The organism is Xanthobacter flavus (genome assembly GCF_017875275.1).
In the GTDB taxonomy this organism is placed as follows: domain Bacteria; phylum Pseudomonadota; class Alphaproteobacteria; order Rhizobiales; family Xanthobacteraceae; genus Xanthobacter; species Xanthobacter flavus_A.
The window spans coordinates 329,743-355,566 of sequence record NZ_JAGGML010000001.1 but is presented as its reverse complement, the minus strand read 5'-3'; the positions used below and the strand labels follow the sequence as shown (position 1 = coordinate 355,566).

23 protein-coding genes, 2 tRNA genes and 2 pseudogenes are annotated in these 25,824 nt (G+C 59.3%); 13 read left to right on the top strand and 14 right to left on the bottom strand.

Annotated elements, in window-relative coordinates:
• Positions 1–288: 288 nt before the first annotated feature.
• The 3 genes from J2126_RS01750 (at position 289) to J2126_RS01740 (ending at position 1,418) form a co-directional block, all read left to right on the top strand.
• Positions 289–687 (top strand): HesB/IscA family protein, encoded by a 399-nt coding sequence (locus tag J2126_RS01750; RefSeq protein WP_209483398.1) that lies wholly within the window; start codon positions 289–291, stop codon positions 685–687.
• Between the two features lie 133 nt (positions 688–820).
• Positions 821–1,246, top strand: coding sequence for a DoxX family protein (locus J2126_RS01745; protein WP_209483396.1), 426 nt, complete (start codon positions 821–823; stop codon positions 1,244–1,246).
• Positions 1,247–1,333: 87 nt separating this feature from the next.
• Positions 1,334–1,418 (top strand) — tRNA-Leu (locus J2126_RS01740).
• Between the two features lie 1,184 nt (positions 1,419–2,602).
• Here the strand turns inward: J2126_RS01740 and J2126_RS01735 are convergent.
• The 4 genes from J2126_RS01735 to J2126_RS01720 all read right to left on the bottom strand — a co-directional run bounded on the left by J2126_RS01735 (position 2,603) and on the right by J2126_RS01720 (position 5,181).
• Positions 2,603–2,833 (bottom strand): hypothetical protein, encoded by a 231-nt coding sequence (locus tag J2126_RS01735; RefSeq protein ID WP_209483394.1) that lies wholly within the window; start codon positions 2,831–2,833, stop codon positions 2,603–2,605.
• A gap of 784 nt (positions 2,834–3,617) precedes the next feature.
• Positions 3,618–4,061 carry a hypothetical protein gene (locus J2126_RS01730; RefSeq protein WP_209483392.1) on the bottom strand — a complete coding sequence of 148 codons (444 nt, stop codon included), beginning with the start codon at positions 4,059–4,061 and terminating at the stop codon, positions 3,618–3,620.
• A gap of 197 nt (positions 4,062–4,258) precedes the next feature.
• Positions 4,259–4,507, bottom strand: coding sequence for a hypothetical protein (locus J2126_RS01725; RefSeq protein WP_209483390.1), 249 nt, complete (start codon positions 4,505–4,507; stop codon positions 4,259–4,261).
• Between the two features lie 323 nt (positions 4,508–4,830).
• The gene (locus J2126_RS01720) at positions 4,831–5,181 is read right to left on the bottom strand and encodes a hypothetical protein (RefSeq protein ID WP_209483387.1); all 351 of its coding nucleotides are present in this window, start codon (positions 5,179–5,181) and stop codon (positions 4,831–4,833) included.
• Between the two features lie 5 nt (positions 5,182–5,186).
• On the opposite strand from J2126_RS01720, the gene J2126_RS01715 reads away from it, so the two are divergent.
• The 3 genes from J2126_RS01715 to J2126_RS01705 all read left to right on the top strand — a co-directional run bounded on the left by J2126_RS01715 (position 5,187) and on the right by J2126_RS01705 (position 6,033).
• Complete coding sequence (locus J2126_RS01715) at positions 5,187–5,420, top strand: hypothetical protein (RefSeq protein WP_209483385.1); 234 nt, start codon at positions 5,187–5,189, stop codon at positions 5,418–5,420.
• Positions 5,417–5,764: an AzlD domain-containing protein gene (locus tag J2126_RS01710; protein WP_209483384.1), complete on the top strand. Its 348-nt coding sequence runs from the start codon at positions 5,417–5,419 to the stop codon at positions 5,762–5,764. Before J2126_RS01715 ends, J2126_RS01710 begins: the two co-directional genes overlap by 4 nt.
• A gap of 192 nt (positions 5,765–5,956) precedes the next feature.
• Positions 5,957–6,033 (top strand) — tRNA-Met (locus J2126_RS01705).
• Here J2126_RS01705 and J2126_RS01700 read toward each other — a convergent pair.
• A complete protein-coding gene (locus tag J2126_RS01700) occupies positions 5,990–7,114 on the bottom strand; it encodes a recombinase family protein (RefSeq protein ID WP_348634386.1) in 1,125 nt (374 codons plus the stop codon). The genes J2126_RS01705 and J2126_RS01700 overlap by 44 nt on opposite strands.
• Here J2126_RS01700 and J2126_RS25720 point away from each other — a divergent pair.
• Positions 7,022–7,252 (top strand): hypothetical protein, encoded by a 231-nt coding sequence (locus tag J2126_RS25720; RefSeq protein WP_348634207.1) that lies wholly within the window; start codon positions 7,022–7,024, stop codon positions 7,250–7,252. The genes J2126_RS01700 and J2126_RS25720 overlap by 93 nt on opposite strands.
• Before the next feature lie 12 nt (positions 7,253–7,264).
• On the opposite strand, the pseudogene J2126_RS25715 reads toward J2126_RS25720, so the two are convergent.
• The 3 genes and pseudogenes from J2126_RS25715 to J2126_RS01690 form a co-directional block, all read right to left on the bottom strand.
• Positions 7,265–7,687 (bottom strand): annotated as a pseudogene (locus J2126_RS25715) (recombinase family protein); the annotation flags it as partial.
• 39 nt (positions 7,688–7,726) lie between these two features.
• Positions 7,727–7,927 carry a type II toxin-antitoxin system prevent-host-death family antitoxin gene (locus tag J2126_RS01695; protein WP_209483382.1) on the bottom strand — a complete coding sequence of 67 codons (201 nt, stop codon included), beginning with the start codon at positions 7,925–7,927 and terminating at the stop codon, positions 7,727–7,729.
• Between the two features lie 71 nt (positions 7,928–7,998).
• Positions 7,999–8,193 carry a hypothetical protein gene (locus J2126_RS01690; protein WP_209483380.1) on the bottom strand — a complete coding sequence of 65 codons (195 nt, stop codon included), beginning with the start codon at positions 8,191–8,193 and terminating at the stop codon, positions 7,999–8,001.
• A gap of 257 nt (positions 8,194–8,450) precedes the next feature.
• Here J2126_RS01690 and J2126_RS01685 point away from each other — a divergent pair, with 257 nt between their 5' ends.
• The 3 genes from J2126_RS01685 to J2126_RS01675 are packed head-to-tail and all read left to right on the top strand — an operon-like array spanning position 8,451 to position 13,461.
• Positions 8,451–8,642, top strand: coding sequence for a ribbon-helix-helix domain-containing protein (locus tag J2126_RS01685; protein ID WP_209483378.1), 192 nt, complete (start codon positions 8,451–8,453; stop codon positions 8,640–8,642).
• A complete protein-coding gene (locus J2126_RS01680) occupies positions 8,639–10,393 on the top strand; it encodes an Eco57I restriction-modification methylase domain-containing protein (RefSeq protein ID WP_209483376.1) in 1,755 nt (584 codons plus the stop codon). Before J2126_RS01685 ends, J2126_RS01680 begins: the two co-directional genes overlap by 4 nt.
• Positions 10,390–13,461, top strand: a complete 3,072-nt coding sequence (locus J2126_RS01675; protein ID WP_209483374.1) for an Eco57I restriction-modification methylase domain-containing protein — start codon at positions 10,390–10,392, stop codon at positions 13,459–13,461. Before J2126_RS01680 ends, J2126_RS01675 begins: the two co-directional genes overlap by 4 nt.
• A gap of 83 nt (positions 13,462–13,544) precedes the next feature.
• Here the strand turns inward: J2126_RS01675 and J2126_RS01670 are convergent, their stop codons facing one another.
• The 5 genes from J2126_RS01670 to J2126_RS01650 all read right to left on the bottom strand — a co-directional run bounded on the left by J2126_RS01670 (position 13,545) and on the right by J2126_RS01650 (position 20,672).
• Positions 13,545–15,323 (bottom strand): UvrD-helicase domain-containing protein, encoded by a 1,779-nt coding sequence (locus J2126_RS01670; protein WP_209483372.1) that lies wholly within the window; start codon positions 15,321–15,323, stop codon positions 13,545–13,547.
• Positions 15,316–17,070 carry an ATP-dependent nuclease gene (locus J2126_RS01665; RefSeq protein ID WP_209483370.1) on the bottom strand — a complete coding sequence of 585 codons (1,755 nt, stop codon included), beginning with the start codon at positions 17,068–17,070 and terminating at the stop codon, positions 15,316–15,318. Before J2126_RS01665 ends, J2126_RS01670 begins: the two co-directional genes overlap by 8 nt.
• Positions 17,071–17,073: 3 nt before the next feature.
• The gene (locus tag J2126_RS01660) at positions 17,074–17,376 is read right to left on the bottom strand and encodes an AAA family ATPase (RefSeq protein ID WP_209483368.1); all 303 of its coding nucleotides are present in this window, start codon (positions 17,374–17,376) and stop codon (positions 17,074–17,076) included.
• A 192-nt stretch (positions 17,377–17,568) separates the two neighbouring features.
• Entirely contained in the window at positions 17,569–18,858 is a 1,290-nt protein-coding gene (locus J2126_RS01655; RefSeq protein ID WP_209483366.1) for an McrC family protein, read from the bottom strand.
• Positions 18,858–20,672, bottom strand: a complete 1,815-nt coding sequence (locus J2126_RS01650) for an McrB family protein (protein WP_209483363.1) — start codon at positions 20,670–20,672, stop codon at positions 18,858–18,860. The genes J2126_RS01655 and J2126_RS01650 overlap by 1 nt, the downstream gene beginning before the upstream one ends.
• 291 nt (positions 20,673–20,963) lie before the next feature.
• Here J2126_RS01650 and J2126_RS01645 point away from each other — a divergent pair, with 291 nt between their 5' ends.
• The 3 genes and pseudogenes from J2126_RS01645 to J2126_RS01635 all read left to right on the top strand — a co-directional run bounded on the left by J2126_RS01645 (position 20,964) and on the right by J2126_RS01635 (position 24,579).
• Entirely contained in the window at positions 20,964–21,926 is a 963-nt protein-coding gene (locus tag J2126_RS01645) for an ArdC family protein (protein WP_209483361.1), read from the top strand.
• A pseudogene (locus J2126_RS01640) lies at positions 21,923–22,317 on the top strand (DUF2958 domain-containing protein). Before J2126_RS01645 ends, J2126_RS01640 begins: the two are co-directional and overlap by 4 nt.
• A 123-nt stretch (positions 22,318–22,440) precedes the next feature.
• Positions 22,441–24,579, top strand: coding sequence for a Spo0J and enkurin domain-containing protein (locus J2126_RS01635; RefSeq protein WP_209483359.1), 2,139 nt, complete (start codon positions 22,441–22,443; stop codon positions 24,577–24,579).
• Positions 24,580–24,876: 297 nt separating this feature from the next.
• Here J2126_RS01635 and J2126_RS01630 read toward each other — a convergent pair whose 3' ends face one another.
• Positions 24,877–25,395 carry a GIY-YIG nuclease family protein gene (locus J2126_RS01630; protein ID WP_209483358.1) on the bottom strand — a complete coding sequence of 173 codons (519 nt, stop codon included), beginning with the start codon at positions 25,393–25,395 and terminating at the stop codon, positions 24,877–24,879.
• Between the last annotated feature and the right edge of the window lie 429 nt (positions 25,396–25,824).

Genomic DNA, 25,824 nt, shown 5'->3' with positions numbered 1-25,824 from the left:
GCTGGCCGGTTTCGCCCTCATGCTTCGTCTGCCCCCTCGAGCCGGCGTCAGGCCGCCGTGTCGAGACCTATATCTTGACCGTCGCTGCGAAAAAGAGAAATCGCGGAAATTCCCCATGTCATGGTTGCGGTGTCATGGTTGCAAAATACCGGCTCACCAGGCTCACGGCCATCCTTGCAGGGGGGCGGCATCCCGGATGCATCCTGAGACTTGCTCCTGCCGCGATCATCCACCATTTGTAGGAGGCTGGCCCGCCGACCTTGAACCGGCAGGGTCTGGAGGTTTGCCATGAGTGTTACTGAAACGCCCCCCGTCCGCCCCGCCCGGCGCAGCCTGCCGCCGGTGATCCGCATCACCGATGTCGCCGCCGAGCGCCTGCGCGAGATTCTCGCCGATGCCGAGCCGGGGACCGCCGTGCGCGTGGGCATCGAGAACGGCGGGTGCGCCGGCATGTCCTACAAGCTCGACTTCACCACCGAGGTGGCACCGCTCGATTCGGTGGTCGAGGACAAGGGCGTGAAGGTTGTGGTGGATTCCAAGGCGGTGCTCTTCCTGATCGGCACCGAGATGGATTTCAAGACGGACAGGGTGTCGTCCCAGTTCGTCTTCAACAATCCCAACCAGACGTCCTCCTGCGGCTGCGGCGAATCCGTCGCCATCACCCCGGTTGCCGCCGACGCCTCCTGAGGACGGCGCGCCGGCGGGTGGCGCACATCGGTTCAGCTGCCGTTCAGAGAGCGGGCGGCAAGAGAGGCAGGCGCGCGGGTGCCGGCCGCCGGCTATCAGGCGCGCGCCGTCTCAACTGCCCACAGGTGCCATCTTGACCCCACGTCCCATCGCCGCCCTGTTGTCGAGCCCCGCATTCGGCATCTTCGCCCGTGCGCTGCTCACCTTCATCTTCTGGGGCGCCGGCCTGGACAAATTGTTCAACTTCGGTGGCGCGTTGACGCTGTTCGAATTCTTCGGCGTGAAGCCGGCCGTGGTGTTCGTGCCGCTCGCCATCGTGGTGCTGCTGGCCGGCTCGGCCATGGTCATCGCCAACCGCATGGCCTGGCTCGGCTTCGGCATGCTGGCGGTGTTCACCGCGCTCACCATCCCCATCGCCCACCCCTTCTGGACCATGCAGGGCGAGCAGCGGCTGTTCGAGTTCCATGTGGTGGTCGAGCACCTCAGCCTCATCGGCGGCCTGATGATGGGCGCCATCCTGTGCTGGCGTCTCGAGGCCGAACGCACCGGCCGGCGCTGAGCCGGCGTCGCGACGCGCGGCGAGGAGGTACACTCCCGCCGCGAAACATGCTCTAAGACACGTCCGCCGGGTCGTGCGCCCGGCCCCGCGGACGTGGCGAAACCGGTAGACGCACGAGACTTAAAATCTTGCGCCGCAAGGCGTGCGGGTTCGAGTCCCGCCGTCCGCACCAGAAAATAAAATCATTTAATTTCAATAACTTATTGTGGGTTCGTGGAAAATTCCGGGACGAATTCGGGGAAGAATTCCGGGAAATCACAGTCGCGATGCGTGTGAATATCTGGGGACGGTGTCTCATTAGAACGACACCTGACGGCGTCAGTTGCGATTATCGCAACAGGCGGCTTGTGTAGAGATATGCGTACGCGCATATTTTGACGAACACTCAGGCGTCAGCGGATTCTGTCTAGCGTCGGTTGACAGCTTCAGGCCGTTCCGTCGGGTGTCAAAAGAAAGGGCGCCGACTTCCATCGGCGCCCTAGGTGGCAAGCGCTAGGTCAGGATGGCAATCGCGATCCTAGCTCTGCCTCACTCAGCGGACTGTTACCGTCAGCGACGGGGCAGTCCGCGACAGTGCTCCTGAATCGGTCGCCACTCGCCGTGGTGATCGCGGCGCCAGTGGCGGCGGACGCGAACCGACTTCGGGAACTTGCATTTCGTCATAGGAATCATCCTCTACAGTTTACCTCGGGTCTTCCGAGGCTCCGGCGCCCGGCCGGAGTGGGTTGGTCTTATTGTGAGACCTTGCGGTCTTCCGGGCGCCTGCTGTCGAAGTAAGATTCGCTCTGACGTCTGAAGAATACTCACGGAAAGGGAGCACGGCTAGGGTTACGAGGACGTCCGTCCTCGGTGGGCCATTTCGCCTTGCTCCAACGGCTGCCCGGCGACGCTTCGGCTTCAAAGCTCTACGGTTGTTGAATTCTTGCGACTAATTCATGGAATTCCGCTAGCCCCCTTCGGTTTGGCGGCATCACCGTCATCCACAGGTTGCAGGGCATTATGTTTACTGACGATCGGTCTCCGCGCCGCCGACGAATCGTGCAGCCTCTGCCATGTCGCGGGGAATCACCTTCTGAATGCGCCGGCTCCCGCACTCGCCGCAGCGGAGGCGCAGGGAGCTAATGGCGGTCATTTTGCCTCGGAGTAGGCGCCGGCTGGCAAGTTGGTGGCCGGAAAGGAGCGTGCGATGGCCGCAGTCCTCGCACGCGGCGCATAGCGGGACATTCAACATAATAAGGGTGTGAATGTTCGGGCTCTCGACCATGGGTGAGAATGAGAACAAAAAAAGAACATATTCAAGCTGCAAAGGGCGGCACCGGGTGAGGGTGCCGCCGTAATGGTCGCGAGCGTCCTATGTCAGGCCAGCACCCAAGCCACCTTGTCCCCTTTGGCGCACGGGATGGTCACGGCCTCGCCAGCCCTAATCAGCATCCGAGGATCGACAGCCGCGTTCGGCGACGGGCCGATGGCGGCGAAGATGTCTGAGGTCGGCTGGATCAGGTAGCAGTCGGCCGTGGTGTCGAGCGTCGCCGCCTTGGCAGTCGTTCCCGGGGTGGCCATCGTCTCGGTCCAGTCGGGGGCGCCCATTAGAGCGACGCCGGGGGAAACTGCCTTTACTCGTCCATAGGAAATGTGGGTTCCAGATACTGCCATCGCTGTCCCCTTTGTTAAAGATCGGCGAATTATACATTGGCGGGCGTGAATTGAATGCACGAAAAAAGGCGGCACTGGTGAGGTGCCGCCTTGTGGGTGCTGGGAACGCTACTTTCCTTGTTCCCGTTTCAGAGCGGCGGCCAGACTGTCCGCCACCATGTCGGCCGGGAGGCCTCCGCGTCCGGTACACCGGGTACCGTGCTCGGTGTGGACGCGCACCATGTCGTGAGGTTCCTTACCTTCCAAGGTATAGCTGGTGCCCTTGGCGGTCTTGAGCATGGGGCCAGTCATGCGGCCACCCGCGACGGCGCCCTGACGCGAACGATCGGTTTCGTCGGCATGTCGAGGAATGCCGCCATCCGATCGAGTTCGTCGTCGGAAATGGGAGGAGCCGGAAGGGGCGGAGAAAAATGGCTCCGCAGGCGCGCAAGCCGGGCGGCGCGCGCGCGGTTGCTCTTGAGCAAGGATCGCCTGCTGGTCTTTCCAGACGGACATACGGTGCCGTCAATAATGCCGGCGCGTTCGTCCTGAAGTTCGCGCTCCCAACAGTCCAGAATTAAGATCCGATTTAAGGGCGAGCACTGTTCCAGTTGAGATACTGGCGGAAGTCGATTGATGCACATTGCCTTTGCCTCATGATTAGTGAGGCTCCCTATCATTCACACAGAAACATGGCTTTCAATAGGATTCTGCTCATTTCTATAGGCAGTTTTTCATCCTATCCGAGCATGTCCATAAAAACATTTACTTCAGATTGTACCCGTTCCTTCTCTGCCTTGGCGTCGAAGGTGTCGAGCCTGACGGCGCGCTGTTCGGCGAGTGCGTCCGCTACGATGGATTCGAGGCCGGCGATCAGGTCGTGTTCGTCGGGCTCCGATACTTGGGCATCGGCTTCCGGTTCGGCCGGAGACTCTTCGTTGTCGAGGTCGGCCAAGAGAAGGCCGATCTCATCGTCGGGAAGGGGAGGCGGGGGCGGTAGGTGGGCGTGCGTGAGGGACATGGTGTCCTCGATCTGTTCAGTCGGGGAGAGCTTCCGGCGAGCGCGGTGCGCAGCTTGGTACGCTCGCCATTCGGCGCGGCGCTGTTCGTCGGAGAGCCGCGCACGGCGCCGGGCCTGCCGCTCGCGCGCTTTGGCTCGCTGGTGCTCGACACTCACAACCATGGAGGGCTCCCCCTCGCGCCGCAGGGTCGCGGCGCGTTCATGCGATATGAATAGCGAGCGAGGGGTTGGGCGCTGGGCTAAAGCGAAAAAAATCAGTCACGCGTCAGTAACGCTGTCAGTCACGGCGTTACTGACGGTCGAAAGGGGGCGTTACTGACTGTCAGTCACGGCGCTACTGACAGTCAGTAACGTGTCAGTCACACCACCTCGGGAGTGCTCTTCACGCTGTCACTCCACCTCTGACCACAAGCCGGGGGCGGGTTCTCGTCCTCCCAATGGGCGCGGATTTCGTGCGGCAGGATGCACTTGGGCCAAATATCCGCGACTTCGCCAAGGGCCATGGCTACGTCGCTGTAGTCAACGCGGCCGGAGAAGTGCGTGGGCTTCAGGTGAAGGAGGGCATAGATCAGTTCGGAATACGTCCGGTCGTCAAGATAAGTGCGCATGGGTTCCCTCGTTGGATGCCGGGTGAACCTTTCATGAGTCGAAACTATAGTCAAGTTTTTGAAGTTTAAATCAAAATTGACTTAAGCGGGCCGGAAGTCCCTAGGGTTCGCCGCAGGTGCATCGGAAGCCGGAGAGTTCTAACCGGTGAATTTTTGTAACGCTGTCCAGGAATCTAGAAGAATCTTAGAATCTAAAGAGTCTTTATATACTTGAGAAACGCGTTACAGAATTTCACCGGTTAGAACCCGAAGCATCCTCCGGCTTGTGGCTAACCGACTGTGATTCAATGGAAATACCCTCCCGGCTAGGTTCACCGGTTAGCCTAACCGGTGAAATCCTGTAACGCTCCCCACACTCCGGCTTCCTCCAACGCCTTCAGCCATTCGAGCGCGGTTTGGCCTTGCCGGACGGTCCAAGGCTTCCCGGTTCGTGCGGCCATGGCTTCGGCCATTTCCCGGTGCGTCGGAGCCTTCCCGGTCTCCGCAAGGTGCGCGGCGTAGAGGGCGCGCGCGGCGCCGATCTCTTTTGCCCGCTTGCGCAATTTCCGCTGCGGCCTGCCGTCCTGTGCCAGCCACAAGCGAAGCGCCTGCATCTCGCATCGCAGTCGGTCTAGGTCCACCGGCTGGGGCGTCCAGATCGATTTCAGCGCCGCACGGTGGCGTTCAACGCGCACGCGGGTTGCTTCCTTCCGGCGATCTGCCGAAAGGCGCTGGCGGGCTCACGCCATTATCTTTCACCGTGCTGATGGTGCGCAACGCAACGCTGCCGACGGACTGGCTGGCCCTCGCCGCGGGCTTCATCCTGATGCCGCTGACGCTGAACCTTGCGGGCGGGCTTGATCTGATGATTGCCGGCATCGGCGGCGGCACGCTGGCTTTCATAGCCGGTCGCCTGCTGGAGCGGCGGCGATGATCGCGCCGATGAGCGAAGGCGCGGCCCTGCTGCTGGTGATCCTCCTCGGCTTCCTGCCGACGGAGGTGTGGCGCACCCTTGCCGTCATCGCGGGCCGCCGGGTGGAGGAGGGCAGCGCCGTCTTCCACTGGGTGCGGGCGGTGGCGACCGCGCTTCTGGCCGCCGTGGTGGCGCGGCTCCTCTTCGCGCCCACCGGGGCGCTGGCCGAGATACCGCTTATGCTGCGCCTCGGCTCGGTGGTGGCGGGCGTCGCCGGCTTCCTTCTGGTGCGCCGTTCGGTGTTCGCCGGGGTGGTGGTGGGCGAAATCGTGCTCATGGCCGGCGCTTACTGGCTCCACGGCTGAAGCCTGTCCTTTCCGTTCAGCCTATTGCGAATAAAGGAATTTCAGGCAATCGCGGAGGGCGCGTAGACATGCGTCGTCCACAGGGCAGGGGTGCCCGGCCACAAATAATGCTCCGTGGCCTTTCCATCGGGAGCGGGGATTGCTACATACGCCTCGCCGACAGCCGGTTCGCCGGCAAACTCTCGGTTCTGACGCGGGGTGGAGCAGCCCGGTAGCTCGTCAGGCTCATAACCTGAAGGTCGCAGGTTCAAATCCTGCCCCCGCAACCACTGATAACGACAAACCCGTAGCATCTGCTGCGGGTTTTGTTGTTTTTGCAGCCTTTCCAATAGCTTGCTGCTCTGTCCAGTTGAGGATCGTGCCCAGTTCGCCGTGCAGCGTTGCGTAAATCTCACCGCGTTCCGGCCCCGGAGTCAGCGAAATCTTCTCGATCAGGCCGCGCAATGTCTCTGCCGCTTCCTGCCGCTCTTCCTTGCGATTGAGCGCCTTCGTCAGGGCAGAAACCTTCTTCGCATAGATCGCCGAGGCGCTTGGCAGAATGTCCGGCGTGTCCTCTGGCGCGTCGGCCAGCAGAGTGTTCAGTTCGGTCTTGCGCGCCTCCAGCGTGTCCATCTCTGCCTTCATGCTCTCGTGGAACATGCCGGCCTTGATCGCCTCGATGATGCCGCGGATCTGCTTCTCGATCTTTACCAGTTCTGCTTTCCAGGCATCGCCGCTGGAGCGGCGTTCCCGGTTCAGCCGGTTGGTTTCCTCGGCATAGGCGCGCATCGCCTCCTCAACGATCTCAGGCGCCATCATCCGGTCCTTCAGGCCGCAAAGCACGCGGGCTTCCAATTCCTCACGCGGGATCGTACGGCTGTTGGAACAAGCGCCCTTGCTGATGTGGTTCGAGCAGGCAAACCGATCAGCGCCGCGAAGCGAGTAGGGGCCTCCGCAGCAGCCACAGAACACCAGGCCGGACAGAAGGGACTTCGGCCGACGTGTGCCGTTCAGGCGGTTCTTTTTGTGGTGCTTGCGCACGGCTTCGGTGACGTTGGCAAACTTCTCGGCGATCTCGCCCTGCCGGACACGGACCGAATGCCAGAGTTCGTCATTGACGATGCGCAGCTCCGGCACGTCTTTGATGATCCATTCCGATTCCGGGTTCAGGCGTGAGACGCGCTTTCCGGTCGATGGATCTTTGATGTAGCGAAGCCGGTTCCAGATCAGACGACCGATATAGAGTTCATTATTCACCAGCCCCGTGCCGCGCTTCACATGGCCACGGATCGTGGTGTCGCTCCAGAGCTTGCCAGCCGGACCGGGGACCCCTTCCTCGTTCAATGTGCGGGCGATTGTGCGTGGACCCACGCCGGCGGCGAACTCGCGGAAAATGCGCCGGACAACATTCGCTTCGGCTTCGTTGATTTCCCGGTCGCCGCGAATGGGATCGCCGCGCGCGTCAAGCTGCTTGACGACATTGTAGCCAAAGCACAGTCCGCCGCCTGACTTGCCGTCCTCGACGCGGCCACGGATGCCGCGATGGGTTTTGGCGGCAAGGTCTTTCAGGAACAGCGCGTTCATCGTGCCCTTGAGGCCGACATGAAGCTCGCTGATCTCGCCCTCGGATAGCGTGACAATCGGAACGCCGGCGAACTTGAGGTGCTTGTAGAAGGTGGCGACGTCAGCCTGGTCACGACTGATGCGATCGAGCGCTTCTGCCAGCACGATGTCGAACTGTCCTGCCTGTGCGTCCTGCAGGAGCGCCTGGATGCCGGGGCGGAGGATCATGCTCGCGCCGGAGATGCCCGCATCCTTGTAGGTTCCGACGATCTTCCACTTCTCGCGCTTCGCCTGTTCGCGGCAGATACGGAGTTGGTCCTCGATCGACGCTTCGCGCTGATTGTCGGAGGAATATCGGGCATAAAGCGCAACGCGGGTCATATCGGCAGTCCTTTCAAGCTCCGTGTCGGGGGAGGTATCTTAATTCCGTTTAGGTTCGGAGGCGGCTTCGACGGCCTTGCCGCTGCGCTTCGCCGCTGCCAGCAGCTCGTCATATTGGGCGGCCGACATCAGCACAAACTCGCGCCGTCCATGTCGCGTGATCTCTACCGGCTCACGGTGAGACTCGTTCAGATAGTGTCCGAACTTGCGCTGAAATTCGAGGGAGGTTGTGGTTGGCATCGCAGACTCCAGGAAAATAGGTCTGCCTATATAATGCGTGTTACACGTATAAATGCAAAGGAATTTGCAGGTCAGCAGCGTGGGTGGCGTTGTGGTTTGCGCTCCGCTGCCAGCTTGCGCTCAAATTGCTCGCGGGCGATCTGGCGACCAATCAGGCGAGCCAGTGACATCACGGCAGCGTCTTTGCGTGCGCGATCATTCCGGTCCGTTTCCGGTCCGGTCGAGGGTGTAACCTCGATATTGATCCTGTTCCGCTTGACCGCCATTGTCTCCGATATCCCATGCCCGGAAAGGGACTGGGGCAATAGAAGCGCGGAATGTTAACGCAGGGGAAGGCCTCGGGCACCGCTGTGCGGTGAATAGGATACCGTGGCGTAGAAAAGGGATTGGCTAGGCACCGACAGACTTGCCGTGTTCGATTCCGGATGCTCCGCTATTTGTATCTCTATGACTGGCGGGCCGTGTTGCGCCTTGCACCGATGTGGTGCATGGTGGTGCAAAGGCAAATCACTTTAGAGCCGCTATGCAGAACTCACCACATGTCCACGATGACAAATCGGCCCATCGCCTGTCAGTCAGCCTGACAGCGGAGCAGCATAGGGAGCTAAACGAGATTGCCCGCAAGAATCGAGTATCAGTAGCATGGGTCGTCCGCGAAGCGGTTGACCGTCTCCTCAAGGAAGACATGCCTCTGCTTCATATGGGGAAAGAATGACTTCCGCTCACACTACCAAACCTCGCGCTCCTAAGTCAAAGGTTGCCGCTTCTACAGTTTCACCGCGCGGTCGCTTTGCTGACCTAGACAAAGACAAGTTGCGAGGTGGGTACTACACGTCTGCACAGGTCGCAGCGTGGCTTTGTGAATGGGCGATCCAGTCTGCTGATGACACCGTACTGGAGCCTAGCTGTGGTGACGGCGCTTTCTTGGAAGCAGCCGCCCAGCGACTTTTGTCGTTGGGCGTGACACCTACGAACATTCCACATCACCTCACCGGTGTTGAGATCGTCACCGCAGAAGCGCGCGCGGCGACGGAACGCCTGCGCCCCGATCTCGGAAAAGCCGCGGACAAAATCGTTTGCAACTCGGATTTCTTCGGTTGGTGGCAGGGAACCGATCAACCCGCTTTCGACGTGATCGTGGGCAACCCTCCCTTTATTCGCTATCAGTCTTTCCCCGAACCGCACCGCGCTCGCGCCATGGCGATCATGGGCGACCAGGGGCTGAAACCGAACCGTCTGACCAACATCTGGGTGCCCTTCGTCGTTGCGGCGACGGCCAGCCTGAAACCAGGTGGCCGCTTGGCGCTCGTCCTGCCGGCCGAAATTCTACAAGTCACCTATGCTGCTCAACTCCGGTCGTACCTGACAGATCATTTCGAACGTATCGACGTTATCGCCTGCAACGAGCTGTTCTTTGAGAACGCTGAACAGGAGGTCGTGCTGCTGTTGGCGGATGGCGCACTGGCCGCCGCAACCGAAGACAACACCTGCCGGGTCGCGCTGACGGCGGCGGAGACTGTGGCCGACATCACCGACATCAGGCCCGCCCTGCTGCTCGAGCGGGCCGAACCGAAGATCATGCGCCATGACAGCGAGAAGTGGCTGAAATACTTCCTAGACAACCGGCAGATTTCTTTCATGCGTGCGCTACGCGATGCGGAAATCACCTCCTCCATGTCCACACACGCAAGTATCGACGTGGGCGTGGTCACGGGTAAGAATGAGTTTTTCGTACTTTCAACTGATCAGGTCGAAGACTTCGGCCTTGAAGGCTACACGACACCCTTAGTGTCGCGTTCCGTACAGCTCAAAGGAAGCCAGCTGGGCAAGGCCGATTGGAGATCCCTCGCCGCCGATGGAAACCGCGTGCATCTGCTCAATATCAGCGCGGCCCAGGCCAGCGAATTGAGTGCGAAGTTACGGCAATACATTGAGGATGGCGAACGGAAGGAGTTCCACAAAGGATACAAATGCTCAATCCGCAAACCGTGGTATCTGGTGCCTTCTGTTTGGGTGCCGGATGGCTTCGCCTTCCGGCAAATTTACGACTTTCCGCGCATGGTGTTGAATGCTTCAGGGGCGACCTCCACCGACACAATCCACCGGATGCGCAGCCATGGTGCGAAGCCGGAGCGGGTGATCGCCAATACCTATACATGGCTTACAGCCGCTTCGGCCGAGATCGAGGGGCGTAGCTATGGCGGCGGCGTATTAGAGCTGGAACCGACCGAAGCCGAGCGGCTATTGATGCCGGCGAAGCTCAACGGCGCCATGCCGCTTAAAGACGTCGATCAACTTGTCCGGGCCGGACGTTTGGACGCGGTGCTTGAGGAAAATGCGAAAATTATTTTGCGCGAGCATATGGGTCTGAGCGCCGCAGACTGCGACCTTTTGAAAAGCGTTTGGACACAGATGAGGGACCGTCGCAATTCTCGCCGGCGCGGTACGCGGAAACAGGCGACATGACTAGTCCAGACCTGAAGGCAGCCGCGCGCGCTCGGGTCGGCGAGCTGGTTCAGAGCTTCAGGCGCAACGAAGCAGACTATCTGCGCGCCGTCTATAACGAGACGCAGGCCCGCACCGACTTCATCACGCCATTACTCGCGGCGTTCGGATGGGACGTGCACAATGCAGCTGGCCAGCCTCTTGGCCTGCGGGAAGTAATTGAAGAGGCCACGGTTGAGGTTGGCGAAGAGCGGCTCTCCAAGAAGCCGGACTATGAACTGCGCCTTGCTCGCCAACGCAAGCTGTTCGTCGAAGCCAAAAAGCCGAGCATCCATATCGACCGCAACCGGGACGCGGCGTTTCAGACGCGGCGTTACGGATATTCCGCCAGCCTGCCGATCGCGGTGCTGACCAACTTCCATCAACTTGCGGTCTATGACTGTAAGCCCAAGCCCGACCTGACCGACGAAGCGAATGTCGCGCGCATTCTGCTGGTGCGCTACGACGAGTTCGAGGCTCGCTTTGACGAGCTGTGGCCGCTGCTCTCCCGCGCGGCAATCTATTCGGGTGATTTCGACCGGCGTTTCTCTGTCGATGTGACGCGCCATGGGGCGGAACAGTTCGACGATTTCTTCCTCCGCCAAGTGCGTTCGTGGCGCGAACGGCTGGCGCAGGACATTCACCGCAACACGCCCGGCCTCTCGCCGGAAGAGCTTACGTATGCGGTGCAGCTTTTTCTTTTGCGGATCGTATTCCTGCGCATCTGTGAAGACCGCGACATTGAACGCTATGAAACCCTACGCGACCTCGCCGCCGGCGACGGCAGTTTCAATGCCTTACTGGCGGAGCTGCGGCGAGCGGATGCCTTCTATGATTCCGGCCTGTTCCGGCTTCTCGACGACGCCCGGCTAGGCGTCCGCATCAGCGATGATGTGCTGAGTGGGATCATTAACGAGTTATATTATCCGCAGAGTCCATACACCTTCGCCGTCGTCGAAACCGAAGTGCTTGGTGAAATTTACGAGCAGTTCCTGGGCGAGATCATCACGATCGACGCTGCCGGCGCAGTCGATATCACCAGCAAGCCGGAAGTCCGGGAAAGCGGCGGCGTGGTGCCGACGCCCCGTTATATCGTTGATGCCATCGTTCAGCGCACGCTTGGCCCGCACCTCGCCGGCAAGGCCCCGACCGATCTCGCGGTGTTCACGGTTGCCGACATTTGCTGCGGCTCCGGCATCTTCCTGCTCTCGGTGTTCGAGTTCCTGAACGACCATTATCTGGCTTGGTATCAGGCCAACGACCGCGCGGCGCATGTCGGACGGACGATCTACGAAGCCGGGGCAGGACTGTGGCGGCTCACCTTCGAGGAAAAGCGCCGCATTCTGCTGGCCCATGTCCGAGGCGTGGACATTGATGCAAATGCCGTAGAGGTGGCCCGATTCAGCCTCCTTCTGAAGCTGATCGAGGACGAAGGCGCGGCCGGCTTGCGCGATTACGTCGAGCGCACCGGCACGCCGGCCCTGCCGGAGCTGGAAGGAACGCTGCGGGTGGGCAACAGCCTCGTCAGTCAAGCGGAATGGACGGCCGCGCGGGGAGCGCTGCCCGCCCGGCTGCTGGAGAAGGTCAATCCGTTCTCGTGGGCCGACGAGTTCCCCGTGGAAACGGCACGGGACGGATTCGACGTGATCGTAGGGAACCCGCCCTATATCCGCATCCAAAACATGCAGGCGTATTCCCCGGAAGAGGCCGCTTTCTACCAGAACGCGGCCTCGCCCTACACGACGGCGCGGCAGGACAATTTCGACAAGTATGCGCTGTTTATAGAGCGGTCGTTGTCTCTTGTCCGGCCGGATGGGCGGCTTGGCTTCATCATCCCGCACAAGTTCATGACGATTCATGCTGGGCGGGCGCTCCGCCGCCTGGTGACGGCCGGTCACGTCCTTGAGGAAATCGTGCATTTCGGCGTGCAGCAGGTCTTCGGGCGGCAGGCGGCTAATTACACCTGCCTGCTAATCCTCGACCGGCAGGGCAAGGCGGATGTGACGGTGGAGCGCGTCGACGCTCTGGAGCCGTGGCGCTACGGGACGCCCGGCCCCAGGAATGTGCTGCCGGCGGTCGAGCTGACGGATGATCCTTGGCAGTTCGCGGACGACGACACGCGCGCGCTATTTGCGCGCGTGCGGGCGGCCTGCGGCCGCGAGCTGGGGAACGCGGCGGAAATCTTCGTAGGCGTCCAGACCAGCGCCGACCCGATCTATATTTTCCGCGCGGCGGCTGAGACGGCCGACACAGTGACGCTGCGGTGGGACGGCCGGGATTGGCCGATCGAGCGCGGCATTCTCCGGCCCTGCCTGCATGATGCCAGGCTCCACCCCTACACGCGTGCCGAAGCGAACGCATGGATGATCTTCCCTTATGAGATCGCCCACAACGGCACTCGCACCATGGCCCGGTTGATCCAACCGGCAGACATGGCGCGGCTTTTTCCGGTATGCTTCGCATATCTGACGGCCCGACAAGCCGAGCTGGAACGCCGCAATGTCGTCGGCGGCACCGCCGCCGATCGGCAATTCTACCAATTTGGCCGCTCCCAAAGCCTGACAAAGTTCGACAGCCCGAAGATCATCCTGCCCATTCTCTCGCTCGAAGCCCGATATGCTTACGACGAGAGCAACATCATGATGACTGGCGGCGGGAACGGCCCGTATTACCTGATCCGCCCACAGGACGGCGCACCGGAAAGCAATTTCTTCCTGCTGGCGGTGCTGCATCATCCCCTGAGCGAAGCGATGGTCAGGACGCACACAAGCCCCTTCCGGGGCGGTTACTATTCTCACGGCAAGCAGTTCATCGAGCATCTGCCGATTCCGCCGGCGACTCCGATTCAGCGCACCGAGATTGAAACGCTGGTTCGCCAGTTGATCGACGCCAACGATGCCGTGCTAGCGGCGCGAACGCCCCGCCAAAAAACGATTTACGAGCGCAATGCGACCGCATTACGCGAGCAGATTGAACACCGTGTCAGCACATTGTATGGACTGTCTGCCGCAGATGTTATCCTAGCGAAAGCAGTTCCGATCCCTGCGTGAATTTTACTTCTGCAACTTGTTAAACAGGGAGGATTACCCATGAATCTCCCAGATCATTTCAAGTATTTCGTGTCGACGTCAGTTCAGTCCACTCCTGCTACTTCCGCGACCTGTGGATTCGGCGGCAAGGGGACGACATTATCTTCTCCAAACAAATCAGTGATTTTCACCATCGCAGCGGGGCTCACGAGTTGAGTAAAAAGCAAAGCTAGGCGCACCTTGGGGCGTGAACATGCAACATAGAACAAATTCCGATTGTTCTCGAAGAACTCCTGTTTGTCAGCAGGAGGCGCTGCATCCATCCACTCTAGGGTCTGTACAAAGTTGTATTTGTTCCAGCCACGTCCCACGATCACCAGAACATTCTCGAACTCCGCGCCCTTCACGCCGTGCTTCGTAGCAAATGGCGTGTGCCCGTCGATGAAACGATCCAACGCTATCAATTCCGTATAGTGAACCGTCCGTAGCTTTCTAAGCTGGGTGATCCGGCGGGATTCCCCTTCTACGGGTTCATCTCCGACCTCAGCGAGCTTCGCTTCGCGTTGCTCCACAGCGGCCGGCAGCCGCATGTGCGGCTGGGCGGCGATGAAGTCGATTATCTCGCCAATCGTCCCGGTCTGCCGCAACGCAATGAGGACGTTCATACCATTGGTCCAGGCGATCTTGTCTTCATGACGACGGATGCGCGGCATGCCCGACCCGAACGCCTCGAACATTTCCCCATACCGGTTGGCCTCGAATGCAGCGCAGGCGGGTTCAAGCTGGTCCGCAAGAAACTTGATGTGAGGATCATCCTTCTTCAACCAAGGATCGTTGAACTGGCCATAGATGCTCCGAATGTTCTCGTATCCTTGCTCCCGAGCAAGGATACTGTGGCTGAGCATCAGTATTTTTGTTTTCTCTACCGATAGATCCCAGCCGTCTGCTGCCAGCCGATCCTTCACATGCTGAAAGTAAGCACGAGCTGCCTCGGGACTGGTATCATCTTTCCAGTGGCCGCCTCCCTGTCCGGTTCGTCGCTGTCCCGGCCAGTTATTTGTATGAAATACACGGGTCTCACCCTGTGCAGCGGGATCGCTAACCATCTGCGGCAAGTCTGGACGCATACGGTTGAGGACCTGCACAATCGCATCGACGGACCGGAAGTTCGCTTGCTTGTCTATAACCTCCAGTGCCTGGTGTTCCACCAGCCCACATCCCTCGCCGTAAATCTTCTGCCAGTGGTCCCCGAAAAGACCGATCAAGGGGCCTTCACCTCGATCAAGAAACCACGCTTTCAACGCATCAACGAATCCGGCATCCGTGTCCTGATATTCGTCGATAAGCAGAATGGGATATCGTGAAGTCAGAACCCGACGAAACTTGGGGCGACTCATCGCCTGAATCATCAGCGACAATACATCTTCATGGCGAAGTGAAACCTGATCGTCTGTCACGCCGGGGTAGCCAAGTTCATAATGAATACGACGATGACCGACGCCGCCGGCTTCCGCAAGCCGCTCTTCCCATGTCGGCAACCCGGGAACCAGTTCACGAAGCGTAGGCTGAAAATCCTGAAGGATTGACCAGCAAAAACCGTGCACGGTTTCGGGTCTCACCGCAGGGTGCGCGTTCGTTCTGGCAATGATCTCGTCCTTGGCGACGTTGGTGTAGGTGATGCAGCCGATCTGTTGGCGCTGCCGCAGCAACGCGGAGCCTTGCTTTTCAATCAATCTGCGAAGTGCTCTCTCAAGAGAATAGGTTTTCCCAGCTCCGGCGCCCGCCTCTAGACGAAAGCTGCGTCCTTCATCCAGGCAAGCGAACATGCGTTCCAGAGCAATGCGACCAGCGGCATCTGCGGGGCTTTCTTGTCCCTCAGCCATGTTCGCCTCCCTGGATCGGGGCGATCTCGACCCCGGCAGCTTCGGCGAGAATTTCGACCGCTACGGCCCCCGGGGGAGGCACAGGGGCCGGATTACCCTGTGCCAACCATCTCAAACCTTCAGAGATGTAACGGGGAACACTCCACTCGGTGTTTGTGATCGCGTATTGCAGAGCAAAGGCGGACTTTTTCTGTTCCGCAGCGAGTTCATACGCCGCCGTTGCAACATCTTCCTCTCCAAGCGCGAAAAGGCCAGGGTTCGCGATTATGAACGCATCTTCGAAGCTCCGCCCGCACGCTCCACCATCCTGCTCTGGAATCTGGTACGCGATGCGTCTGCCATTGGTAATCTTCTCGTCTGGTGTTTTGATGAGCAAGGCAGCCGGAGATATATCGGCACCGTACAATGCCTTTAGACAACCGTTGCTCGTGAATTGCCCTTGGGCGACAGGTACGGCCTCGCGCTTGTTGTTTGCATTGGGACGAACCGCATCTATGTCCGTAATTATCAATGTGCGGAGTTCGAGGAACGTCAGCAAATCGAAGAAGCGGTGAGCATAGGCTCCGCCTACTTCCATGACGGTGAGGTATTGACTGCCGAGCTGCGGTGCTCCAGGTGCCGCATTGTCCGTTTTTCGAATCATTGTCGGAAGGAGGAGGCGTTCCGACGTTCCCTCGATCAGGACGGCCTTATCGGCAAAGAACAGATCGCAACGGGTGAGCGTCAGATACTGATGTAGAAACTCCCGATCAGGCTCGGGCGCAGCTCCCATGCCCCGGCGAAGATCTTTGATGATGGTCCGCCGGACGCCATTTTCGTCCGCTTTCGACAGGAAATAGCGCATGGATTCAAAGCGGGCCTCGTTAGCCATGTGCGGCGAATGCGTCGTAACGACAAACTGGACGGGCCAAGGGTGATTATCGTTCAATTGAGTGACGAAAGCATTCGTGATCTGATCGAGTTGCCGAATGAATACCTCCTGCATCTGGGGATGAAGGTGCGCTTCCGGCTCTTCGATGAATATTAGATGCACTCCAGCCGCCGTCGGTGTTGCCTGATACTCGCGAAAGAAGCGCAAGAGTTGCAGCAGCATGAAGACGAGATTACGCACGCCGAGACCATTGTAGGTTTCTGGAAGTGTTATCCCGTTCTTCCCGACATAACGGACCTTGGTGTGATCGCTTAGCAATCTCTCGACGTCAAAGCTCGTCTCAGTGATGAGTCCTGGATCAGCCAGTCCGGGGTAGCCGAACAGTTCGAAGGTTGGCAGCAGCGATGTAAGCTTGACATTGAAGTCGCTGTGCAGATCGCTTTGAATGTCTTCGACAGCGATTTTCAACTGCTCGGCGGTAGTCCGTTTTTCAGGGTCGATCGGATCGCTTAGTGCCGACTGAAAAAGTATTTCTACGACTTTTCCAAGAACATCTCGTTCGCGTTTCGTGTCATCACCCAATCCACGTTGCGCATTGATGAAGCCGCCTTGTATTATAGAAGTGAGCACTTTCGTTTCGAGAGGCTTCCTATTCGTGGGATCGTTAGGATCAATCGCTTCTAAAATCGAGATGTAGGCGGCAGAAACCCGCGCTCCCAGAGCACGGAAAAGCGCACTTCTGGCAACCTCTGCATCTTCTTCTGATGCAGGGAGATCGGCGAAGAGAAATGTAGTTGCGTCGGGTCGAGGGCCAAAAGTCAAGACAAGACGCGCATATGTACAATCTGGATTTAGGTCGATGATGCAGTCGCCCAATGCTCAAAGGTCCGGCATGTCAACGTCGTACGAAACATCAATTATTATACGAATGACGGGAAGTGTATCCAGTACGTCTGAAACCTCCGCTCCGGCGCTGAACGCCTCAAAAGCGTTCCAGAACTTCTCGTGACAGCCGAGAGAAAAATCTTCGAGACGGAAGGTGAGAGTCTTTTCTGAGAGGAGTCGGCGGAAAAGCTCTGCAATAGATGTTTTACCGCTATTGTTTCGCCCCACGATCAGCGTGGTTCTATCTTCGAAACCAATCTCGACATCCTGCAGCAATCGGAAGTTTTCTATCTTCACATTGTGTAGCTTCAATTTTCACGCCCCCAAATATAATGCCGTCGTATAATCGTTGGTGCTGTTTTTATATTTCATCAAAAGCCCGACGCGGGTGGATGCAAATAGTGTGTTTACATAGCCCTAACTTCTTCTGAAGTGATGAATTGTCAGTGTCTATCAACTTCTGTCAAAATGCTCGTGCCGCCTGCAGGCTTATCGCAAAACTGATCTCATCATCGGAATATCTGCCATGGGAGGATTACTGTCTTCCTTAAAATAGATCATGGCGTAAGTGATGATCTTCCAATCCTGTCTTTGTCTTGCCTGTGCCAAATCGACTTGCCAAATTTCCACCCTGCGGTCTGTGGCGGTATAGTGCCATGTCGTTGGCGGCGTGCGCTTCCGTCCAGGATAAAGAAGTATGACGCGGCTTGCGTTATAGACCGCCCCATAGGACGCGAGTTGGTAAAGATCGGCTTGGCTCACATTTGGCGCGGAGCCTGAATGTTCGCCGAGATCCTTCCATTTCGTATCAATGACCAGTGGACCTTCAGGCGTGTCAATGACGATATCCGGGATCAGAGGGTAGGCACCATGCTGCAACAGGGTGTGCTGTCGGCGCTGAACCGACACTGATCCGGGCGGAAGAACCCGTTGCAGCCAGCGGGCAACATACCGTTCAAACAGCAGGTTCATCGGAAAGAGCAACGAAATGCCCGTGCCGTGTCCGGAACTCGTGTTTTGCCACTCTGCTTCCAGCAACATGCGCGCAAGCATATGCGCCTGACGAAAGCGCTCATTCATCCGGTTCCAGACGATCCGCTCCCTCAGAGGGACGGGGCTGGCGGGGATGTCGATGAAGCGCTCTGTCAGGTTAGCGATCCGGCGACGCAGAGGCTCGGAGCGCACAAAGGGGATGACGCGCAACAGGCTGGCCTTGAACAGCCGGTTGAGCGGCGTGTTCTCGGAAAACTCGTCAAACCGGCAATGCAGGCGGGAAGGATCAACCGAGCGGCGAACGATCTGCTGCCGCACATCGAGCGCTCCTCGCAGCTTAGGCAGAATATCCTCTTCAGGCACATAGTCGCGCGTCAGACCGGATTTCGCTTGTTCTGCCAGGCGTTTGACAAACAGATTGATAAAGGCTTCGAGAAGGTCGCTGTCCTGTGCGCCCATCTGCGCGATCTGCCCTTCTGAAAGCGGTATGTCAAAGGCGACCGCAATCATCCGCACAAGGGTCGCTCGCAATGCACCGTCCTCGTCGGCGAGCTTGGGCAGGATTTCCAAACTTATCCCTGGAACGGAAATAATGCCGCAAACCTGCTTGGTTTCCAGCTTCCGAAAACCGCGCGCCAGCACGCCGTTCTCTGCCACGCCAAGCCTGCGGGCAGCCGTGATTGCGGCAAGATACAGTTGCTCGGCTTGTCCTTCGCTGATGCCGTCGGGTCCAATGGGCAGAGAGGACCATTCCGGCAGCGAGCAATGGCTTTTCTGTTTGGGCATTATTCCTGTCCCAGAAGAGCCATGTAAGCTGCTTCAGGGTATGCGCCTTCTTCCCGAAAAACATCGGAATAGCGATACCGATCCTCAGCAAATCCCTCAGCCCCCTTGGGAACCGGAATAGGGGTTCGATTCAGGAAGCCGTCGCCGCCGCCCAGAACAATGCGAACCCGTTCAATGTCGTCATGGAAATACTCACGCAGCAGCGGGATGACCTTGAATGCCATGACGCGATCGAGTTCGGCTTTCGTCTTGACGCCCATAAACCAGGCGTGGCCGATCTGGGCATCCTCTCCCAGAAAATAGATAAGGCGTAGATTGAGGTTGTCCAGAATTGCTGCAAGATCGAGCGCACTATCATCGAGCTCGATGCCTGCGAGTTCTGCGGAATCGGGTGGCAGTTCCTCAAACACGAAACGCCGACGCAGTGCTGTATCCAGCAGCGAGATGGATCTGTCGGCCGTGTTCATCGTGCCAAGGATGTACAGATTGGCCGGAAGAGAGAATGAGGTCTTGGAATAAGGAAGTGTGACGGTGATCGCCGCAGGCGCTCCCCGTCTCTTGTCCGCCTCAAGAAGCGTGATGAGTTCGCCCAGAACCTTAGAGATGTTGGCGCGATTGATCTCGTCAATGATGAGGACATGGTTGCCGGCCTGCTTCGAAGCCCGCTCTGCCATCACTTTCAGCACACCTGCTTCGGGTTCGAGCGTGAAGCCTGCGCCCGATGCCATCGGCTTGGGTCGCAGTCCCTCGACGAAATCTTCGTAGGTATAGCTTTGGTGGAAGGTGACGAAGCCGATGCGCCCGTCCTTGACCAGTTGCTCATAGGACGCGCGCACTGCACCCGGATCGTACGCCACCTGGCCTAGACATATCTCGACGGCGCGTTGTGCGGTGCTGAACGTCTTGCCCGTACCCGGAGGGCCATAGAAGATCGTATTCAGTTCAAAACCGGATGGAGCTGGCACGACGGCTTCTTCATCCAGTTTATCTGTCGAGTGCGCCTTCTTTTCTTTCGACTTCTGCCAGACGGGCCTGAAGTCACCTTCGTAGAAATCGACGTGTGAACCATGCTTGGCTTCAAGGCTCTTGCGCAAAGTCAGAAGTGCGTCATCGAGCTTGGCTATGCTCATAGCACCGACATCGGCTGCGGTTGTGGCCCCGAAGCAAGCCAGAATATCCCGTTTATGCTGGCCGGCGCTGATGCGCTCGAAGCTGTCAGGAAAAAGCAGGAAGGGCAGGATATGACGCAGTTGCCGATTTTCGCCGTTCAGCTGTATCTCGAACCAACTGGCAAATGCGCCGCCGTCCCCGAGCAGGCGTCGACGTTCATCAACAGGCCTGGATTTGAGATCCTGCATGGCGGTAATCAACAGAACGAGCTCGCGCCATTTATTGTTGTTATATCCTTGGCCAGCCCGGCCGACACCGTAAAGAACCTGTTCGGTCAGAGCCGCCACATCTTGCGGCAAATCCTGGCCCGACCAGGACCAAACCTCGCGGACTTTCCGATCCTTGGTCGGGGGAGAGACATCGCGGCGCTGGAAGGCATAAAGTAGCCAGATCAGCTCGGCCATCAGGCAGTGCGCTTCAGCGGTTGCGTCAGACAGCTGGACTTTCAGCTTTTCGAAGAACTTGCCTTCGCCCTCATCGAGGTTCTGCACGTAGGTACGCTGCAACTCCGCAAAGTGTTCAGCGGTCCAGAGTGAGCGTCCAGGTGAAAGCAGGGAACCATCGCCGATCAGGCAATCAGTGCGAAGACGATCCATCGTCTCGTAAAGGGGAGAAAGATCAGCATCTGGGTTATAACGGGCCACGAAAATTCCTCGTAAATACTTAGATAATCATTGCGGCATGCAATATTCGTCTTCCGACCGGCACGAGTCGGGTTAGCCTGCATAAGAAACCAGCAAAGCTCTTTTTGTCCAGTATACAGAAGCATTTGGGGGAAAGCTTTCCCCCTGGTCGGCACTAGCGTTGCCGACGCCCCCCCCATCAGCGGGGAGGCCCCGCAACGCCCCCTTCAGAGTGAGAGTGCGGACGGGTTTTCCGTGACGGGTTGAGGGCTGGAAGAGAGGCTTCCGACGCCCGTCGTGGAGATCATCCCGATGGCCAGACACAATCGCAACCCCGTAGACGGTGGCGCGCGCAGCAACCTTTACGACGACATCACCAACAAGATCATCGCCGAGCTGGAGCAAGGGCGTCTGCCCTGGGTCCAGCCCTGGGGGGCGTCACCCGATAGCGCCCCGCTGGGCCTGCCGAGAAATGCTTCAACCGGCCGGTCCTATTCAGGCATCAATATTCTCATCCTCTGGGGCGCTGTCATCCAGCATGGTTTTCCCGGTCAGGCGTGGCTCACCTTTCGCCAGGCGCTTTCGCTTGGCGGCAATGTCCGCAAGGGCGAGCGCGGCACCACCGTCGTTTATGCCGACCGCTTCACCCCCGAGGACGAAAAGCGCCGGGCCAGCGAGACGGGTGAGGATGCGCATGCCATTCCATTCCTGAAGCGGTTCACGGTCTTCAATGCCGCACAATGCGATGGCCTGCCCGATGACATCACGGCAGTCGCGCCGCCACCCCCGCCGGGCACGATCGAACCTCGGGTCGAGGCGCTGATCCGGGCCACCGGCATCGACTTCCGTATCGGTGGCAATCGCGCCTTCTATATGCCGTCCCTCGACTATGTGCAGGTGCCGCCTCCGCAAGCCTATTTCGAGCCGATCAACTGGCATCGGACGGCCCTGCACGAGCTGGGTCACGCCAGCGGCCATCACAGCCGTCGCAATCGCGATCTGACCGGATCTTTCGGCTCGAAGAAATACGCCTTCGAGGAAATGATTGCGGAACAGACCGCGGCCTTCAGCTGCGCCGCGCTCGGAATCGTGCCGACCGTGCGCCATGCCGATTACATCGGGTCGTGGCTGGAGGTCATGCGCGAGGATTCCCGCGCCATTGTCCGTGCGGCCTCGCAGGCCAGCAAGGCGGCGGACTGGTTGCTGTCGCATCTGCCGGGCGAGAACACCGTGGAGCTGGATGCCAGTGTAACCGACCGGAGGGCTGCGGCATGATCCTTCTGACCGGCACACAGCGCGACCGCCTGCTGGCAAATGGTCGCCAGCGCGATCAGGATCACATCCCGGTCGTGAAGTTCTTCAACCCCCTCGGCGAGGGCGTCTGGCTCGCCACCGAACTCGATGAGGAAGGCGACATCATGTTCGGCTTGGCCGTCTCGGTTCTCCCGAACTGGGCTCGTGGAGCCTGAGCGAGATGCAGTCAGTCCGGTTTCCCTTCGGCATGGGCATCGAGCGTGATCTGCTGTTCACCGGGGAATTCCCGATCTCGGTCTGGGCCGAGGCCGCCCGTGAGACCGGCAGCATCCGCGCCGCCGAGCGTCTGCTCTACCGCGTCGGCGCGGCCTTTTCCCGTACATCCGCCGATACAGAAAACCGGAGTGCCTGATTTTCGGGGTCAGGTTCTGCGGCTGGCGTCGCTCTCTTCAGAGGAAGAGGGCGGCGCTTCGCTTCGTGACGGGCTGATAGCCGGAGAGAGAGGCTCACCGGCGTCCGTCATGGAGTAACTGACATGGCCACTGCCGTTCAGAAGATCACCCTGTCGTCCTCGCGCGACATTCCCTTCAACAAGCTGGTTCTCAGCCAGTCCAACGTCCGGCGCGTCAAAGCCGGGATCTCGGTCGAGGAACTGGCCGAGTCCATCGCCCGCCGCGGCCTGATCCAGTCTCTGCATGTTCGCCCGGTGGTGGATGCCGAGGGCAAGGAAACCGGCATGTTCGAGGTGCCCGCTGGCGGTCGCCGTTTCCGCGCGCTGGAACTGCTGGTCAAGCAGAAGCGCCTCGCCAAGGTCGCGCCGGTCCCCTGCGTCGTGTCGGAGGCCAGCGCCGATGTCCTGATCGACGAGGTATCGCTCGCCGAGAATATCGAGCGCGCACCGTTGCATCCGCTCGACCAGTTCCGCGCCTTCCAGGCCATGCGCGAGAAGGGCATGACCGAGGAGGCCATCGCCGCCGCCTTCTTCGTGGATGCCAAGGTAGTGAAGCAGCGCTTGCGTCTGGTTTCCGTCTCACCGGCCTTGCTCGACGTCTATGCCGAGGACGGCATGACGCTGGAACAGCTCATGGCCTTCAGCGTCAGTTCTGACCATGCCCGTCAGGAGCAGGTCTGGGACGCGATCAAGGATGGCTGGCAGAAGGAACCCTACCACATCCGCCGCCTGCTGACCGAAACCACGGTCCGCGCCGCCGACAAGCGGGCAGTGTTTGTCGGCATTGCTCCCTATGAGGAAGCTGGTGGCTGCGTCTTGCGCGATCTCTTCCAGCAGGACGATGGCGGCTGGCTGCAAGATCCGGTGCTGCTCGACCGGCTGGTGGGCGAAAAGCTGAAGGCCGAGGCCGAAGCTATCGCCGCCGAGGGCTGGAAGTGGATCGAGGTCGCCATCACCTTTCCTTACGGTCACGATCATGGCCTTCGCCAGATTGTCGGCACCACGGTCGATCTGAGCGACGAGGAACGCGCCACCCGCGAGGCTCTGCGCGACGAATATGATCGGCTTGAAGCCGAATATGGCGAGGCGGACGAACTGCCTGACGAGATCGACGCCCGCCTCGGTGAGATCGAACAGGCACTGGAAACCTTCGAGCGCCGTCCAATGACCTTCGGCCCGGATCAGATCGGCATTGCCGGTGTGTTCATCAGCATCGACGCCGATGGCGCATTGCTGATCGAACGCGGCTATGTTCGCGCCGAGGATGAGACGCCTGCGGAACCGGAAGCTGAGATTGTTGACCCGGAAACCGGCGAGGTAATCCAGCGGGCAGAACCGGCAGTCAACCATCAGCGCGCTGTCATTACGCTGGGCGGCCAGGCAGTCGAAACTGAGGAGGACGAAGAGGCCAATACCATCAAGCCGCTGCCCGATCGTCTGGTTGGCGAACTGACCGCGCATCGCACACTGGCGTTGCGGGATGCGGTGGCAGTGAACCCGCATGTTGCCATGACGGCACTGTTGCACAGGTTGGTCATGGATTGCTTCGTGCCGCATTCCAGTCGCGGGTGCCTGGAAGCACAGGTTCGGGAGGTTCATCTGCCTGCACAGGCCGAGGATCTGCGCGATAGCGCGTCAGCCAAGGCCATCGCTGACCGCCACGAACGCTGGGGCGATCATGTCCCGGCAGACGATGCTGCCCTCTGGGATTGGCTGACCGATCTGGACGAGGGTTTGCGCATGGATCTGCTCGCCCATTGCGTCAGTTTCGGTGTCAACGCGCTCTATGAGAAGCCGAATCCCTACAGCAGCACGGGCGTCAGCCAGCACGGGTTGGGCATCCGCCTGTCGCAGGCTGACCGGCTCGCCCGTTCGACCGGCCTCGACATGGTGGCCGTGGGCTGGCGGCCGACGATTGGCAATTATCTCGGCCGCGTGACCAAGCCGCGTATCCTTGAAGCCGTGCGCGAAGGGGCCGGAGACCGGGCTGCCGATCTGATCGGGCACCTCAAGAAGGGCGACATGGCCAAGGAAGCTGAGCGTCTGCTCGCCGATACCGGCTGGCTGCCTGAGCCGCTGCGCATGGTGGACGAAGGTATCGGAGTTGATCCGGCATCGGATGCCACGGCAGAAGCCGACGATCTGCCCGATTTCCTCTCCGGCGATGGTGAGGACGACCCGGCTGACGATGAGGAAGAACAGCATATGATCGCTGCCGAATAGCGCTCATGCGGGGCGGCTTCGGTCGCCCCGTTTATCACCCTGCGTTTTCGCAACTCGCGCGGTCCTCGTGATCGGGCTTTTTCTTTGCGTAGCTGTGCGGACGAAGTAGTCGTTTTCTGCACTGGCAGCATGGTCAGGGCTCAATGTCTGCTATGCGCAGAAAGCAGAATTTGCGAAGTCATGCCCACGCCGCATCTAGAATATTGCGGCGTAACATTGCAGTTCGCACCTGCGCGGCAGCAGCAACCTATCGCCGCGCGCGACACCGCTTCATCTCATCTCAACGCGTCCAGTGCCTCAGTCCCAGTCAGGCTCGTCACCCCTATCCTCGTAGTGTGCTTCGTGCGCGCCACATTCTAGGCACATCATTCCACCTGCGGTCTCAACCTCTGTCCAACCGCAAGCCCAGCCACAGCTCGGGCAGAATTCGTCTACCTCGAACTCGCCCCAATGCCAGGGGCTGGCGTACACCGGGATGGCATCGCTATCGAGACCAATGATTTCGAAAGGATCGCCCTCGGTTGCAAGGAATGCGTTGGTGGAATGGCTATGGAGTGCGTCGAAGATTTGCTCTGGATCCACACTGAACCATTCGCCACGCACCGCATCGTTTTTGAGGCGCTTGTGCAGATCGGCCTCAACTCGCCGATCCTCTGCACGGTCCTTTGTGCGAATGAACCCCATGACAGCGATCTCCCGAGGGTTACCTGTCTGAAGGTTTCGCAATCTTCTTGGGATATCATTCGAATAGCCAACCTTGACCGAATAACGCCAGTCGCCACCGGGGTCCCGCTCAGCGAAAAAATATACTGCCACCTAGTCATCCAATAATGTGTAGAATTGTTTTTTAAACAGTGGATGAAAGTGTGCGGCGGTCAAGAGGGCTCAAGCATCAGTATCTGCAAAGGGCTGGTAGCGGACCACTGCACCAGCCATAATTGGGTAGGTATGAGGGGCCAGTGTGGGCTCTTTGCGTCGATCTATTATCAAAGTTCCAGCTTCACTATAAACCCGACCGTCTTTGCACATGGGCAACGGGGGCATTTCCGGCCTGAAGGGAACACGGTCTTATTGCCAGCATGGTGGCAAGGCTGGCGCGGCAGAGCACCTGCGACGGGTATCCGGCATCCTGTTAGACGCGAAGAACCACCCCCGCTTCCATTCGCAAACCTTGGTCCGATCCGTCTCTTTGACATTCAACCCCAAAGGGGTCGGCTTACGCGCGCGTGCCGCCCTCGGGGATTC